Source organism: Protofrankia sp. BMG5.30 (assembly GCF_001983005.1).
Classification (GTDB): domain Bacteria; phylum Actinomycetota; class Actinomycetes; order Frankiales; family Frankiaceae; genus Protofrankia; species Protofrankia coriariae.
Genome location: NZ_MOME01000010.1, coordinates 258371 through 272292 on the forward strand (window position 1 = coordinate 258371; position 13922 = coordinate 272292).

Below are 13922 nucleotides of genomic sequence, written 5' to 3' on the forward strand. Positions count from 1 at the left end.
GTCCCGACGCCCCCTGCCAGGACGGCTGCCCGTGCCGCGTTCCTCGGGCGCGGGAATTTTTTCACGCCCGACCAGGACGAGCGAGAAGATCTGCCCCTCCGGGCCTGTCGCGCCGCTGGTGGGCCGGTCATCGCAGCAGGGTCCGGGCCGCCGCCGCGATGTGGTCCGCGTCGATGCCCGCCGCGGCGAGCAGCTCGGCCGGGGTGCCCGACCCGGGCAGTTCGCGCACGGCGAGATGGGCGAGGCGCACCGGTACGCCGGCCGCGGCCGTCGCCTCCAGAACGGCGCTGCCCAGGCCGCCCTCGGGGTAGTGGTCCTCGGCCACGACGAGACGGCCGCCGGTCGCCCGCGCCGCCTCCGTCAGGGTGGCGACGTCCACTGGCTTGACCGAGTAGAGGTCGATCACCCGGGCCGGGACGCCCTCGGCCGCGAGCGCGTCCGCCGCCACCAGGCAGTGGTGCAGGGTGACACCGGCGCCGATCAGGGTGACCACGTCGGCGTCCGACCGACGCGGCACCTTGGAGCCACCGGCGGTGAAGGACTCCCCCGGTCCGTAGATCACCGGGTAGGCGCCCCGGGTCGTGCGCAGGTAGCTGACCCCGTCCAGTTCGGCCATGAGTTCGACGAGCCTGGCCGCGCTGGCCGCGTCGCTGGGGTAGAGGACGCGCGAGCCGTGCACCGCCCGCATCATCGCCAGATCCTCCAGCCCCATCTGGGACGGGCCGTCCGGGCCGATCTCGACGCCGGCGTGCGATCCCGACAGGCGGATGTTCGCCGCCGAGATCCCGGCCATCCGGATGAAGTCGTAGGCCCGTGAGAAGAACGTGGCGAAGGTGGACGCGAACGGGACGTACCCGCGCGCCGACAGCCCGACCGCGGCGGCGACGAGCTGCTGCTCCGCGATGAAGATTTCGAAGAAACGGTCCGGGTGGGCCGACGCGAAGTCCTCGGAGTAGGTGGAGTTGCTGACCTCGGCGTCCAGCGCCACCACCTCCGGACGGGCGCCGATGGCGGCAAGCGCCTGCCCGTACGCCCTGCGGGTGGCGACCCGGGCGCCGAGAGGGTAGGTCGGCAGGCGCACCTCGGCCGGCGGCACGGATGCCGGTCGGCGGCCGGCATCCGGCGGCGGCAGCGGGCCGCGCACGCGCAGGTGACGCTCGCCCCCGAGCTCGGCGATCGCGCGTTCGGCCAGATCGGCCGGCAACGGCCTGCCGTGCCATCCCTCGGCGTCGACCGTCCCGGAGAAGCCCTCGCCCTTACGGGTGCGGGCGAGCACGACCACCGGCCGGTCGGAGCCGGACGCCTCGGTCAGGACCTCGTCGACCGCGGCGACGTCATGCCCGTCGACCGCGAGCGCCCGGCAGCCGAACGCCTCGACCCGGCGGGCGTAGGTGTCGAGGTCCCAGCCGAGCTCGGTCGGGCCGCGCTGGCCGAGCCGGTTGACGTCCACGATCGCCGTCAGGTTCGACAGCTGGTAGTAGGACGCCTTGTCCAGCGCCTCCCAGACGGAGCCCTCGGTCATCTCGCTGTCCCCGCACAGCACCCACACCCGGTAGGGAAACCGGTCGAGGAAACGGCCGGCGAGCGCCACCCCGACCGCGTCGGGCAGCCCCTGCCCGAGCGAGCCGGTGGCCACGTCGACCCAGGGCAGGACCGGCGTCGGATGCCCCTGCAGACGCTGGCCGTAACGGCGGTAGCCGGTCATCAGCTCGTGGTCGGACACCACACCGACGGCCTTGAACACCGCGTACAGCAGCGGGGACGCATGCCCCTTGGAGAAGATCAGATGATCGTTGGCCGGGTCGTCCGGCCTGTCCCAGTCGTAGCGCAGGTGCCGCCCGACCAGCACCGCCAGTACGTCCGCGGCCGACATCGACGATGTCGGATGGCCCGACCCGGCGGACGTCGTCGCCCGGATCGAGTCCACCCGCAACTGCCGCGCCAGCTCACGGATCTGGTCGAGGTCGGTCGGGTCGATCGCGATCTCGGACACGGGAGTTGCCACACCAGCCTCCTGTACGCCTGCGTATCCGTGCCTGGGCAGTGCTGGAAGGCAGCCGGTGGCGTTACCGGAGGCGATCCAGCGGATATGCACAGGCACCGCCCACGCGAGCGGCCATGTGGGCTCTACCCCGGGTTCCACCGTCCCGAACGGTACCGGTGGGCGTGTTTCCCGGCCGCGGCCCGCGGTGCCCGCTCCCGCGCGGCCGGGCCGCGGAAGTCAGCCGGCGGGTCAGAGCGCGCCGGGGGCGGCGCCGACCGGGGTCGCCCGGTGAAAGAGCTGGTAGAAGCGGTACGCGGCACCTTCCCGAACGATGTAACGCAGCGTGGTGGCAATACCGTGGGTAGCCGGGCCGGTGGTGACCGGCGAGGTGACCGCGTCGATGTCAAGATCACGAGCGATGGTCCGTGAGCGCAGCGAGTGCCACGGATCGGTCACGACCACCGCGGACCGCCAGCGGTTCACCGCCATGATCCTTGCCACCGCCCGCAACGACCCCAGCGTGTCCCTGCCCTCGCCCACCACAACCACGGCACTGGCCGGGACGCCACGGGAGACCAGATAGTTCGCCGCGGCCCGCGCCTCGGTGTAGACGTCACCGACCTGGGAGCCGCCGACCGTCACGATCCGGGGTGCTACACCGGCGCGGTAGAGGGCCAGCGCATGGTCGAGCCGGGCCGCGAACACCGCGGACGGGCGGCCGTTGAACTGGGAGGCGCCGAGCACGATCAGGACGTCCGACCGGTGCTGGTCGTCCGAACGCCCCACCACCCATATCTGGATCATCGTGAAAACGCTGATCATCACGCCGGCCAGGACAAGGATCGCAACCACCCTCAGTAGCCACACCCACCAGCGCGTGTGCAGCCACCGCGCTGTCCACGGCCGCGGGATAGTAACCACAGGCAGTCACGGTATGCCCAAATCGGCGCGGGATGGCAGGTGCTCCACCGCACAGTGGGCACACCGGCCGGCCAACCGGCCACCCTGGCGCCCGCCGGGCTCGGTCAGGCCGTGTCCGACGGGGTTTCAGGCCGTGTCCGATGGTTGGTCAGCCGCGAGGACGGCGGCCCGGCCGGCCTCCAGCCGGGCGACCGGCAGGCGAAACGGCGAGCACGACACATAGTCGAGCCCGATCCGGTGGAAGAAGTGCACGGAGTCCGGGTCGCCGCCGTGCTCCCCGCAGACACCGAGCTTGAGCTCCGGCCGGGCCGCCCGCCCCTCCTCGGCCGCGAGCCGCACCAGCCGGCCGACCCCGTCCCGGTCCAGTGACTCGAACGGGGACACGCCGAAGATGCCCAGCTCGAGGTAGCGGGAGAAGAACGACGACTCCACGTCGTCACGGGAGAAACCCCAGCTCATCTGGGTCAGGTCGTTCGTCCCGAACGAGAAGAACTGTGCCGCTCCGGCGATCTGGCCGGCGGTCAGCGCCGCCCTCGGCACCTCGATCATCGTGCCGATCAGCGCGGGCACATCGATCCCGCTCTCCGCGGCGACCTCGGCCAGCACCCGCTCGGCCTGCTCGCGGACGACCTCCAGCTCCTGGACCGCGCCCACCAGCGGAACCATGATCTCCGGACGCGGGTCCCCGCCCCGCCGGCGGCGGATAACCGCGGCCTCGGCGATCGCCCGCACCTGCAGGGCGACCAGCCCAGGGATGAGCAGCCCGAGACGCACCCCGCGCAGCCCGAGCATCGGGTTCTCCTCGTGCAGCCGGCGGACCGCCTCCAGCAGCACGACCTCACYGTCCACGCCGGCCTCGCCGGTCGCGGCGGCAACGCCCACCCRCACCGACAGATCGGTAAGGTCGGGCAGGAACTCGTGCAGCGGCGGGTCGAGCAGCCGGATCGTCACGGGCAGGCCGTCCATCGCCGCGAGGATCTCGACGAAGTCGTCGCGCTGCAACGGCAGCAGCGCGGCCAGCGCGGCATCGGCCTCCTCGTCACCGTTGGCGAGGATGAGCCGTTCGACCAGCTTCCGGCGCTCGCCGAGGAACATGTGCTCGGTCCGGCACAGCCCGATACCGACGGCCCCGAACCGGCGGGCGCGCTCGGCATCCTGCGCGGTGTCGGCGTTGGCGCGCACTCCGAGCCGGGCGGCGGCGTCCGCGTGGGTCATGATCCGGTGGACGGCGTCGACCAGCGGGTCGGAGCCGTCCACGCGCAGCTTCCCCTCGAAGTACTCGACGACCGGCGAGGGCACCACCGGCACCTCGCCGAGGTAGACCACGCCGGACGAGCCGTCGATCGAGAGCACGTCCCCCTCGTGGACGACGAGGCCGCCCGGCACGGCCGCCTGCCGCCGATGGGTGTCGACGTCGATCTCCTCGGCGCCGCACACGCAGGTCCGGCCCATGCCGCGGGCGACCACCGCGGCATGAGAGGTCTTCCCGCCGCGGGAGGTCAGGATGCCCTGTGCGGCGATCATGCCGTCGAGGTCGTCGGGGTTGGTCTCCCGGCGGACCAGGATGACCGGGACACCGGCGGCTGCGAGCTGAACCGCCCGCCGCGAGTCGAAGACGGCCTTCCCGACGGCGGCGCCGGGGGACGCGTTCATGCCCCGGGCGATCTGCCGGGCCCGCCCGTCCGCGGCGAACCGGGGGAACATCAGCTGGGCGAGCTGGGCGCCGGTGACCCGGGCCAGCGCCTCGTCCATGGTGATCAGGCCCTCGTCGACGAGCTGGACGGCGATCCGGAAGGCCGCGGCGGCGGTGCGCTTCCCGACCCGCGTCTGCAGCATCCACAGTTTGTTGCGCTCGATGGTGAACTCGATGTCGCACAGGTCGCGGTAATGCCGTTCAAGGGTCGCCATGACGGACAACAACTGGTCGTAGGCGGGCCGGTCGACGGACGCCAGCGCCGTGAGCGGCAGGGTGTTCCGGATGCCCGCGACAACGTCCYCCCCCTGGGCGTTCTGCAGATAGTCGCCGTAAACGCCCTGGTCGCCGTTGCCCGGATCGCGAGTGAACGCCACGCCGGTGCCCGAGTCCATACCCAGGTTGCCGAACACCATCGCGACCACGTTGACCGCGGTGCCGAGATCCGCGGGAATGCGTTCCTGCCGGCGGTAGAGACGGGCGCGTTCACCGTTCCAGGAGTCGAACACCGCCCGGATCGCCAGGTCCAACTGCTCCCGGGGGTCCTGCGGGAAGTCCCGGCCGGTCCGGTCGCGGACGATCGTCCTGAACGTCCCCGCCAGCCCGCACAGGTCGGTCTCGTCGAGTTCCAGGTCGCTGTTTGCTCCGCGGGCCTTCTTCACCGTCTCCAGAGCGTCGTCGAACAGTTCGTCGGGCACCTCGAGCACGGTCCTGCCGAACATGGCCAGCAGGCGCCGGTAGGAGTCCCACGCGAAGCGCGGCGAGCCGGACTGCCTGGCCAGGCCAGATACCGACGCGTCCGACAGGCCGATGTTCAGGACGGTGTCCATCATGCCCGGCATGGAGAACTTCGCGCCCGAACGCACCGAGACGAGCAACGGGTCGTCCGGGTCACCCAGCCGCCGGCCCATTGCCTGTTCGAGCGCGCGCAGATGCTCGTCGACCTCGTCGCGCAGCGCCGCCGGCACCCGGCCGTGCGCAAGATACTCACGACAGGCGACGGTGGTGATCGTGAAACCGGGCGGGACGGGAAGCCCCATGTTCGTCATCTCGGCGAGATTGGCGCCCTTACCGCCGAGAAGGTCCCTGAGATCCTTGTTCCCCTGGTGGAAGTCGTACACATAGGTGGTCATGGTCGCCCCCTCGTGTCCCGCCTCCCGCGAACCACCGCCGATTCGACCATGCCACGTCACCCCGGCTCGCGCAGGTCATACGGACAGATCCGAGGCTCCCCCTCCCGAGAAGTCGCCCGGCAGTCCGTCGGATTGGCCCCTGATGGCCAGCAGCCTACCGTCACAGATCGTCCTGAAACATGTTTTGGGAACCAGCTGTCCCACGCGCCACGCGCAGGCGGCTCCCGGCCGCGCCGGGAAATATCCGAAGCGTTCACCGGTCGTCCGTCACGATTCCCCGCCGCCCTGCCGGAAAACTACCCGATCATTATTCGTTCACGACGGACGCGTCCCAACCGGATAAACAGGAGAAATTCTGTCCATGTCCGACAGATGAATAAAATTCGTACATATTCCAAACCCTGCCGGCCAGGAGCCTGCCGGTCACAGCGGACAGACCATGATGCGTACCAGCACTGCCCGGACCAACAGCGTCGAAGGAGGGGGAGGACGCCGTGCGAGGCCACTGCGTTCTTGGACTCGCGCTTGCCGGACTGCTCACCATCGGCGTCCTCGCTGTGATCATCATCCCGCGAACCCGGCCCGCTCCGCACGGGAACAGGACCACGGTCCGGGCGCTGGTCTCGTCGGAGAAACAGCCCTTCTTCTCCGATCCGGACGTGGTCGCCGCCCTCGACCGTGCYGGCTACCGGCTTGAGATCACCTCTGCCGGATCGCGTGAGATCGCCACCACCCGCGACCTGGCCGGCTTCGACCTGGCCTTCCCGGCCGACGGCTCCACAGGCCGACCGCATCAGGCGCGATCGCGGGATCAGCGCCTCCTACGTACCCTTCTTCACGCCCATGGCGATAGCCACCTTCGCCCCGATCGCGGAACTGCTGACCGCGGCGGGCGTCAGCAGCCGAAAAGGTGACCACTACCTGTTCGACATGCGCAGGTATCTCGACCTGGTGGCGGCGGACACCCGATGGTCGCAGCTACCCGGGAACAACGTCTACCGGACCGACAAGTCCCTCCTCATCAGCTCGACCGACGTGCGGACGTCGAACTCGGCCGCCCTCTACCTGGCGATCGCCTCCTATGTGAGCAATGGCGGAAACGTGGTCGCCGATCCCGGGGCGGCCGAACGGATCACGGACCGGCTCGCGCCCCTCTTCCTCAAACAGGGCTATCTGGACGCGTCGTCCCAGGAGCCGTTCGACGACTTCCTGACCATCGGCATCGGGAAAACGCCGATGGCCATGGTCTACGAGGCCCAGTTCCGGGCCCACGCGCTCGCCCGGGACGGTTCGCTGACCAACGACGTGGTGCTGATGTATCCGAGTCCGACCATCTACGCCAAACACACCGTTGTGCCGCTCACCTCCGCCGGAGACACGGTCGGGCGCCTGCTCACGACCGACCCGGAACTGCAGCGGCTCGCCGTGCGGCACGGATTCCGCACCGCGGACGCCGGTTACGGCCGGCAGTACGCCGCCGAACGCGGAAGCGGCCCCGTACCGCAGCTGGTCAACGTCATCGAACCACCGAGCGCGGAGATATCCGAACGGATGATCAGTCGGATCGAGGCGCAGTACACGAAGGGGCCGGGTTGATGAGCCTGCCACCGACGACACCGGCACCCGCACGGCGGCCGGCCGCGGACGACACCGGCGCGCAGCTGGTCCTGGTGCCGCCCGCGGCCGTCGCGCCGGTAGCCCCTGAACAGGCCGGGCCCGCCGTCCCGATCAGCCCTCAGGCAGCCGCGCGCCTGGCCGACCAGGCAGTGGCCTTCGCCGACGCCCTGATCGGCATCGACCCGGCCTCCCCCGCCTTCACCACCAAGGTCGCCGCGGTGCACCGGATGGGCGAGAAGGAGATCCGCGCGTCCGCCTCGGTCTCCAACCGGCTGCTGGACAAGCCGACACGGGCGATGAACTCCGGCGCGCTCGACGCGACCTCGTCGGTGTCGACCTCCCTGGTGGAGCTGCGCAGAGTGGTCGGCGACCTCGATCCGTCCAAGGCGAACCTGCTGGGCCCGAAAAAGCTGCTCGGCGTGATCCCGTTCGGGAACCGGCTGCGGGACTACTTCGCCTCCTACCGGTCGTCACAGGCACATCTGGACGCGATTCTGCAGGCGCTGCAGAACGGGCAGGAGGAGCTGCGGCGGGACAACGCCGCGATCAAGCAGGAAAAACACAATCTGTGGACCACCATGGGCAAGCTGCGTGAGTACATCCAGCTGGCCGCGAACCTCGACGCCGAACTTGTCACCCGGATCGACCAGATCAGCGTCAGCGACCCGGAGCGGGCTCGGACGCTGCGCGATGACGTCCTGTTCTACGTGCGGCAGAAACACCAGGACCTGCTCACCCAGCTCGCGGTCAGCGCGCAGGGCTACCTCGCGCTGGAGATGGTCCGGCGCAACAACCTCGAACTGATCAAGGGTGTGGACCAGGCGAGCACGACGACCGTCGCGGCGCTGCGCACCGCGGTGATCGTCGCGCAGGCGCTGGCCAACCAGAAGCTGGTACTCGACCAGATCTCCGCRTTGAACGAGACGACCGAGCGCATCATCGTCGGCACCTCGGAGCTGCTGCGGCAGCAGACCGGCCAGATCCACGAGCAGGCGGCGTCCTCGACCGTGTCGGTGCAGACCCTCCAGCAGGCGTTCGCCAACATCTACGCCACGATCGACACGATCGACGGATACCGCAGCGCCGCCCTGGAGAGCATGGTGACGGCGATCCGGCTGCCGCGGCCTGATCCACCGCCGCCATCGCCACCRCCGGCCAGCGGGCCCCGCGAGAGGGTGCTGGCCTGGCTCGGATCGCTGAAGAACATCGCCGGCTGTRCCGCCGCGATCGGCGGACTGGGACTGACCGTCACCGGCGTGGTCGGCCTGCCGGAGTGGCCGTTCGTCGTCGCCGCTCTGTACGCGGTGGGCGCCCTGGTGGCACCGGCTCCCCGTCCGGCGGCGCCGGCAGGAACCCGGCTGCGCGTCGCCGAGCTTCGCAGGGCCGTCGACGCGCAGCTACTGGCTCTGGCCGCCCATGCGCCGGCCGAGGTCACCGCGGCCGCGGCGCGGGTTGTCGACGCGCTGCGGGAGGTGCTCGACCGCCCCCACCTGCTGCGTGCGGGCTCGCCCGAGACGTTCGTGATCGTGCGGACCATCGACGACTACCTGCCGACCGCGCTGGAGGTGTATCTCGGCCTGCCACCCCGGTACGCCGAGACGCACCGGCTGGACGACGGACGTACCCCGCGCCAGGTCGTCGTCGACCAGATGAGCCTGCTGGAGAGGGGCGTACGGGACGTCACCGAGGCGGCGGCCGGGGACACCGCCAGACTGCTGTCCCACGGCCGCTTCCTCGCGGACCGGTTCGGCTCCACCGACCTCGCCCTGCCGGGCCCACCGAATCCGTCGGGCCCGGCGGATTCGCCGGACCTGCCAGGCCCGCCGAGCCCGCCGGTATGACCATCCCGCCGGCACGACCACGTCCGACCTGACTCCCCCGGAGGGTCCCGGGCGGGTGACCGGCCGGAGGAGTCAGCAGGGGCCGAGCTTGGCGTTGAGGTAGGAGACCGCCTGGTCCATGGCGACGCGTTCCTGCGCCATGCTGTCGCGCTCGCGGATGGTGACCGCCTGGTCCTGCAACGAGTCGAAGTCGACCGTGAGGCAGAACGGCGTGCCGATCTCGTCCTGCCGGCGGTAGCGACGCCCGATCGCGCCGGCGTCGTCGAAGTCGACGTTCCAGTGCCGGCGCAGCGCCGCGGCCAGGTCGCGGGCGACCGGTGACAGGTCGGCGTTGCGCGACAGCGGCAGCACCGCGGCCTTCACCGGCGCGAGCCGCCGGTCCAGCCGGAGCACCACCCGGCGGTCCACCCCGCCCTTGGTGTTGGGCGCGGTGTCCTCCGCGTAGGCGTCCAGCAGGAACACCAGGGTGGCGCGGTCCACTCCGGCCGCCGGTTCGATGACATAGGGGGTGTAACGGGTGCCGGTGGCCTGCTCGAAATAGGTCAGGTCCGCGCCGGACGCCTTCGCGTGCACGGACAGGTCGTAGTCCGTCCGGTTCGCGATGCCTTCCAGCTCGCCCCATTCCAGCCCGACGAAGTCGAAACGGTACTCGATGTCGACGGTCCGTTTCGAGTAGTGGGAGAGCTTCTCCTTCGGATGCTCGAAATGACGCAGGTTCTCCGGGCGGACGCCGAGGTCGTGATACCACTTCGTCCGTTCGTCGATCCAGTACTGGTGCCAGGTCTCGTCCTCGCCCGGCGGGACGAAGAACTCCATCTCCATCTGCTCGAACTCACGGGTCCGGAAGATGAAGTTACCCGGGGTGATCTCGTTGCGAAACGACTTGCCGATCTGGCCGATTCCGAACGGTGGCTTGCGCCGGGCCGTCGCCTGGACGTTCGCGTAGTTGATGAAAATGCCCTGGGCCGTCTCCGGGCGCAGGTAGGCCAGGCCGGAGGCGTCCTCGACCGGGCCCAGGTAGGTCTTGAGCAGGCCGTTGAACATCCGCGGCTCGGTGAACGTGCCACGCGACCCGCAGTTCGGGCAGGCGATCTCGGTGAGCGCCGTCGGCGGCCGGCCGCGCCTGGCCTCGAACGCCTCCTCCAGATGGTCGGCGCGGAACCGCTTGTGGCAGGACAGGCACTCGGTCAGCGGGTCGACGAAGACCTGCACGTGGCCGCTGGTCTCCCAGACCTCGCGGGCGAGGATCACGCACGAGTCGAGGCCGACGACGTCCTCCCGGCCCTGGACCATGGCCTTCCACCAGGCGCGCTTGACGTTGTTCTTCAGCTCGACCCCGAGCGGACCGTAGTCCCACGAGGCCCGCAGGCCACCGTAGATCTCGCTCGAGGGGAAGACCAACCCCCGGCGCTTGCACAGACTGACGATGGTGTCCATGCGGTCGGATGCACTGGCCACGCGGGCGCTCCCTTCCTTTCTGCCCGGTGTCGTCGGTGACATGGGCTGCGGGGTCCTCGACCTGCCCCCCGGCACAACCTGGCGGACCGGCCGGCCGCGGGGCGGYTGGGCCCGCTGACGTTCCAGCGGACCGCCGGCGACGCGATCGTGTTCCCCCGCGCGCCGCCAGCGACGCGCAGGGCCGTCGGCCCGCTGAAGAGGATCAGGTGCCGTTGAGGGAGTCGRGCACCCAGCCTACGGGCCAAACGGTGATCATGATCGGGCAGGTACGGCCTCGCCCGCGGCGGGCTGGTCATCCCGACGGCCTGTCACCGGGCCCGGCGGTGGYGGCGTCCGCCGCCAGGTCGGAGCCACCACGGCGAACCGGGCCGCCGGCGGCGTCATGCGCCAGCAGCACCTCGAACGCACCCGGCTCGTCGACGGCATAGGCCATCAGCGGCGTCAGCTCCACCCGGACGTCGAAGGCCGCCAGGGCCCGGCGCCAGGCACCCACCCCGTCCCACTCGGATGTGATCACCCAGAGTTCCGGGTCGTCCACGGCTCGCCCCAGCCGAGCCGAACGGTAGCCTCGCGCGGCGGCGAGAACCGCCAGCGTCCGTTCTGCCCGTTCACGGAAGGTGACAGCCTCCTCCGCTGGGACCCGTAGCCGGGTGACGACAACCACTGGACGGTTCTATCAGTCCGGCCGGCCCTGCCGGGCTCCTGCCGGGCCGCGGCGGCGACCGGTCACAGCCGGCCGGGCAGGCCCGGATCAGACTCCGGAGGGATGTGCGACGACACCACCGTAGCGGCGGTCCCGCTTGGCGAAGTCGAGGCACGCCGCCCACAGGTCACGCCGGTCGAAGTCCGGCCACAGCCGTTCGACGAACACGAACTCCGCGTAGGCCGCCTGCCAGAGCAGGAAGTTGCTCAGCCGCTGTTCCCCGGAAGTACGGATCAGCAGATCGACGTCGGGCATCTCCGGCTCGTCGAGATACCGGGCGAGGGTGTTCTCGTCGATGCGCTCCGGCCGCAGCCGGCCGTCGCGGACGTCCCGGGCGATGGCGGCGGCGGCGTCGGCGAGTTCGGCCCGCCCGCCGTAGTTGACGCACATCACCAGGGTGAGACGATCGTTCCCGCGGGTGCGTTCCTCGGCCGTCTCCAGCCGCCGGATGACGTTGCTCCACAGCCGTGGACGCCGACCGGCCCACCGGACCCGGACCCCGAGCGTGTCCATGTCGTCGATGCGCCGGCCGAACACCCCGTCGGTGAAACGCATCAGGAACGCGACCTCGTCCGGCGACCGTTTCCAGTTCTCGGTGGAGAAGGCGTACACCGACAGCCAGCGGACGCCGAGTTCGATGGCCCCCTCCACACAGTCGAAGAGAGCGTCCTCACCGGCTTCGTGGCCCTTCGTCCGCGGCAGGCCGCGCATTTTTGCCCACCGACCGTTACCATCCATGACGATGGCGACATGTTGTGGGATCAACGCGGAAGGAATTTCCGGCGGGCATGCGCCGGAAGGATGTGGGTGAGGCGCCCGGAACTGCCCAGCCCCCCCGTTACGCGGATTCACCGGCTTGACCCCCCTCCTGCTTGTTGACGGCCTTGGACGGCCTTGGACGGCTTGGCGACCCTGTCGGGCCCGTCAGTCCTGTCAGCCCCGTCAGGGCCCCTGTGAGCGGCCCTGTGAATGAGCCTGTTGACGGCCCTGTCAGTGGTCCTGTCGACGGTGGCTGTGTCGAGAATGCCCGCGGCCCGCTGCCCGGTCCTGTTCACACCCGCTCCAGATGGGGCAATGTGCGCAACCCGTATTCGAGATGCCACTGAAGGTAGGCAGCAATACATCCGCCGGCCTCGCGCCGGGTACGGGCCTCGCTTATCCCGGCGCGGTCCCAGTCCCCGGTGAGCAGATCGGACAGCAGCTTCACGGCGGCCGGGGACATCGACACCGCTCCATGCGGTCGGCATTCCGGGCACACTACGCCTCCCGCCGGGACGGAGAACGCGTGGTGGGGTCCAGGGTCACCGCAGTGGGCACAGTCCGCCAGAGCCATCCCGTAACCGGCGATGGTCAACGCCCGGAGCAGGAACGCGTCCAGGACGAGGGACGGTGCCCGCTCGCCCTGGGCAAGCGTGCGCAGACCACCGACGAGGAGCAGGAACAGCCGCATCGCCGGCTGGCGTTCCTCGCTGGTCAGCCGCTCGGCGGTCTCCAACATGACCGCCGCCGCGGTGTGCCGGGGATAGTCCGACGCGATCACCGCGCCGTACGGGCTGAGTATGTCGGCCTGGGTGACGGTGTCGAGAGAGCGCCCCTCGTAGAGCTGGAGATCGACGTAGGTACCCGGCTCCAGCCGCGCGCCGAAGCGGGACGACGTGCGACGCACCCCCTTGGCCACCGCGCGTATCCGCCCGGTCCGCCGGGTCAGAACGGTGATGATGCGGTCGGCTTCGGCCAGCGGCGTCGTCCGCAGGACGACACCTTCATCTCGATAGACCGGCACCTGCCCATGGTTGCACGCATTCCGGTAAGGGGGCAGGGCACGGTCGAGATGATCGCGACACGTGCCGGCCGCGGCCAGGTCAGAAGATCGATGCGGGACCGAACCGCGACGGCCCCGGCCCCGGGCGGAGTTGGACACACCGCCGTCATCACTGTCCGCATTCGCCGTGTTTCCTCCCTCCACCGTATGCCCGGAACGGCCCGGGAGCGTCCGGATATCGGCGACACCGGTGCGGAGGCGATGATGGACCGGTGCGAATCGTACGGCGGGCAGCCCGCGCGATCCTGATCGACAATGACGGGCATCTGATCGTGTTCCGCCGGACACCGCCCGGTGTGGCGCCTTACTGGTCCACGGTCGGTGGCGGGGTCGACACCGAGGACGCCTCGGTCGAGGCGGCCCTGCACCGCGAACTGGCCGAGGAACTCGGCGCCACCGTCGACCGCGTCCAGCAGGTGTTCCTCACCAGCGCGCCGAGGGCGCCGAAGGTGGGCAGCGACCGTGAYGGCCGCCGGCCCGGCATCGTCGTCCAGCACTTCTTCGTCTGCCGGCTGGTCGCCATGGACCTCGCCGCCCGTACCGGCTCGGAGTTCACCAACCCGGCCAAGGGCGGCTACGAGATCGAACGCATCGACCTGCGCGGCGAGGACCTCGCCGGTTTCACGCTGCTGCCACCGGAACTCGGGGAGTTCATCCTGGCCAACCGGGACGCCATCCTGGACGCCGCCCTGAACGCTGCCGGCAGCCCCACCGCGGATCCCTGACCGGACCCAGCTGTTCAGTCCAACG

General features: G+C 70.3%; 10 protein-coding genes. 3 read left to right on the plus strand and 7 right to left on the minus strand.

All coding sequences use genetic code 11. The features are described from left to right. Positions 1-127: 127 nt before the first annotated feature. From BL254_RS06425 to ppdK, 3 genes are all read right to left on the minus strand, one after another. Positions 128-2005: a transketolase gene (locus tag BL254_RS06425; RefSeq protein WP_047222436.1), complete on the minus strand. Its 1878-nt coding sequence runs from the start codon at positions 2003-2005 to the stop codon at positions 128-130. 228 nt (positions 2006-2233) lie between these two features. Further along, on the minus strand, positions 2234-2842 hold the full coding sequence (locus BL254_RS06430; RefSeq protein WP_371390123.1) for a YdcF family protein: 609 nt from the start codon (positions 2840-2842) through the stop codon (positions 2234-2236). Between the two features lie 189 nt (positions 2843-3031). After that, positions 3032-5731, minus strand: coding sequence for a pyruvate, phosphate dikinase (ppdK, locus tag BL254_RS06435; RefSeq protein WP_076842779.1), 2700 nt, complete (start codon positions 5729-5731; stop codon positions 3032-3034). Positions 5732-6574: 843 nt separating this feature from the next. On the opposite strand from ppdK, the gene BL254_RS06440 reads away from it, so the two are divergent. Beyond that, positions 6575-7327: a hypothetical protein gene (locus BL254_RS06440; RefSeq protein WP_338052708.1), complete on the plus strand. Its 753-nt coding sequence runs from the start codon at positions 6575-6577 to the stop codon at positions 7325-7327. Then, positions 7327-9189, plus strand: a complete 1863-nt coding sequence (locus BL254_RS28200; protein ID WP_254857855.1) for a toxic anion resistance protein — start codon at positions 7327-7329, stop codon at positions 9187-9189. Before BL254_RS06440 ends, BL254_RS28200 begins: the two co-directional genes overlap by 1 nt. A gap of 72 nt (positions 9190-9261) precedes the next feature. Here the strand turns inward: BL254_RS28200 and BL254_RS06450 are convergent, their stop codons facing one another. The 4 genes from BL254_RS06450 to recO all read right to left on the minus strand — a co-directional run bounded on the left by BL254_RS06450 (position 9262) and on the right by recO (position 13133). After that, positions 9262-10689 carry a glycine--tRNA ligase gene (locus BL254_RS06450; protein ID WP_371390082.1) on the minus strand — a complete coding sequence of 476 codons (1428 nt, stop codon included), beginning with the start codon at positions 10687-10689 and terminating at the stop codon, positions 9262-9264. A gap of 250 nt (positions 10690-10939) precedes the next feature. After that, a complete protein-coding gene (locus BL254_RS06455; RefSeq protein ID WP_076842781.1) occupies positions 10940-11311 on the minus strand; it encodes an antibiotic biosynthesis monooxygenase in 372 nt (123 codons plus the stop codon). A gap of 87 nt (positions 11312-11398) precedes the next feature. Continuing rightward, positions 11399-12202: an isoprenyl transferase gene (locus tag BL254_RS06460; protein WP_013873048.1), complete on the minus strand. Its 804-nt coding sequence runs from the start codon at positions 12200-12202 to the stop codon at positions 11399-11401. A gap of 199 nt (positions 12203-12401) precedes the next feature. Next, the gene (gene recO / locus BL254_RS06465; RefSeq protein ID WP_013873047.1) at positions 12402-13133 is read right to left on the minus strand and encodes a DNA repair protein RecO; all 732 of its coding nucleotides are present in this window, start codon (positions 13131-13133) and stop codon (positions 12402-12404) included. Positions 13134-13384: 251 nt separating this feature from the next. Between recO and BL254_RS06470 the strand changes: the two genes are divergently transcribed. After that, positions 13385-13897, plus strand: a complete 513-nt coding sequence (locus BL254_RS06470; RefSeq protein WP_047222441.1) for an NUDIX domain-containing protein — start codon at positions 13385-13387, stop codon at positions 13895-13897. The last annotated feature ends 25 nt before the right edge of the window (positions 13898-13922 follow it).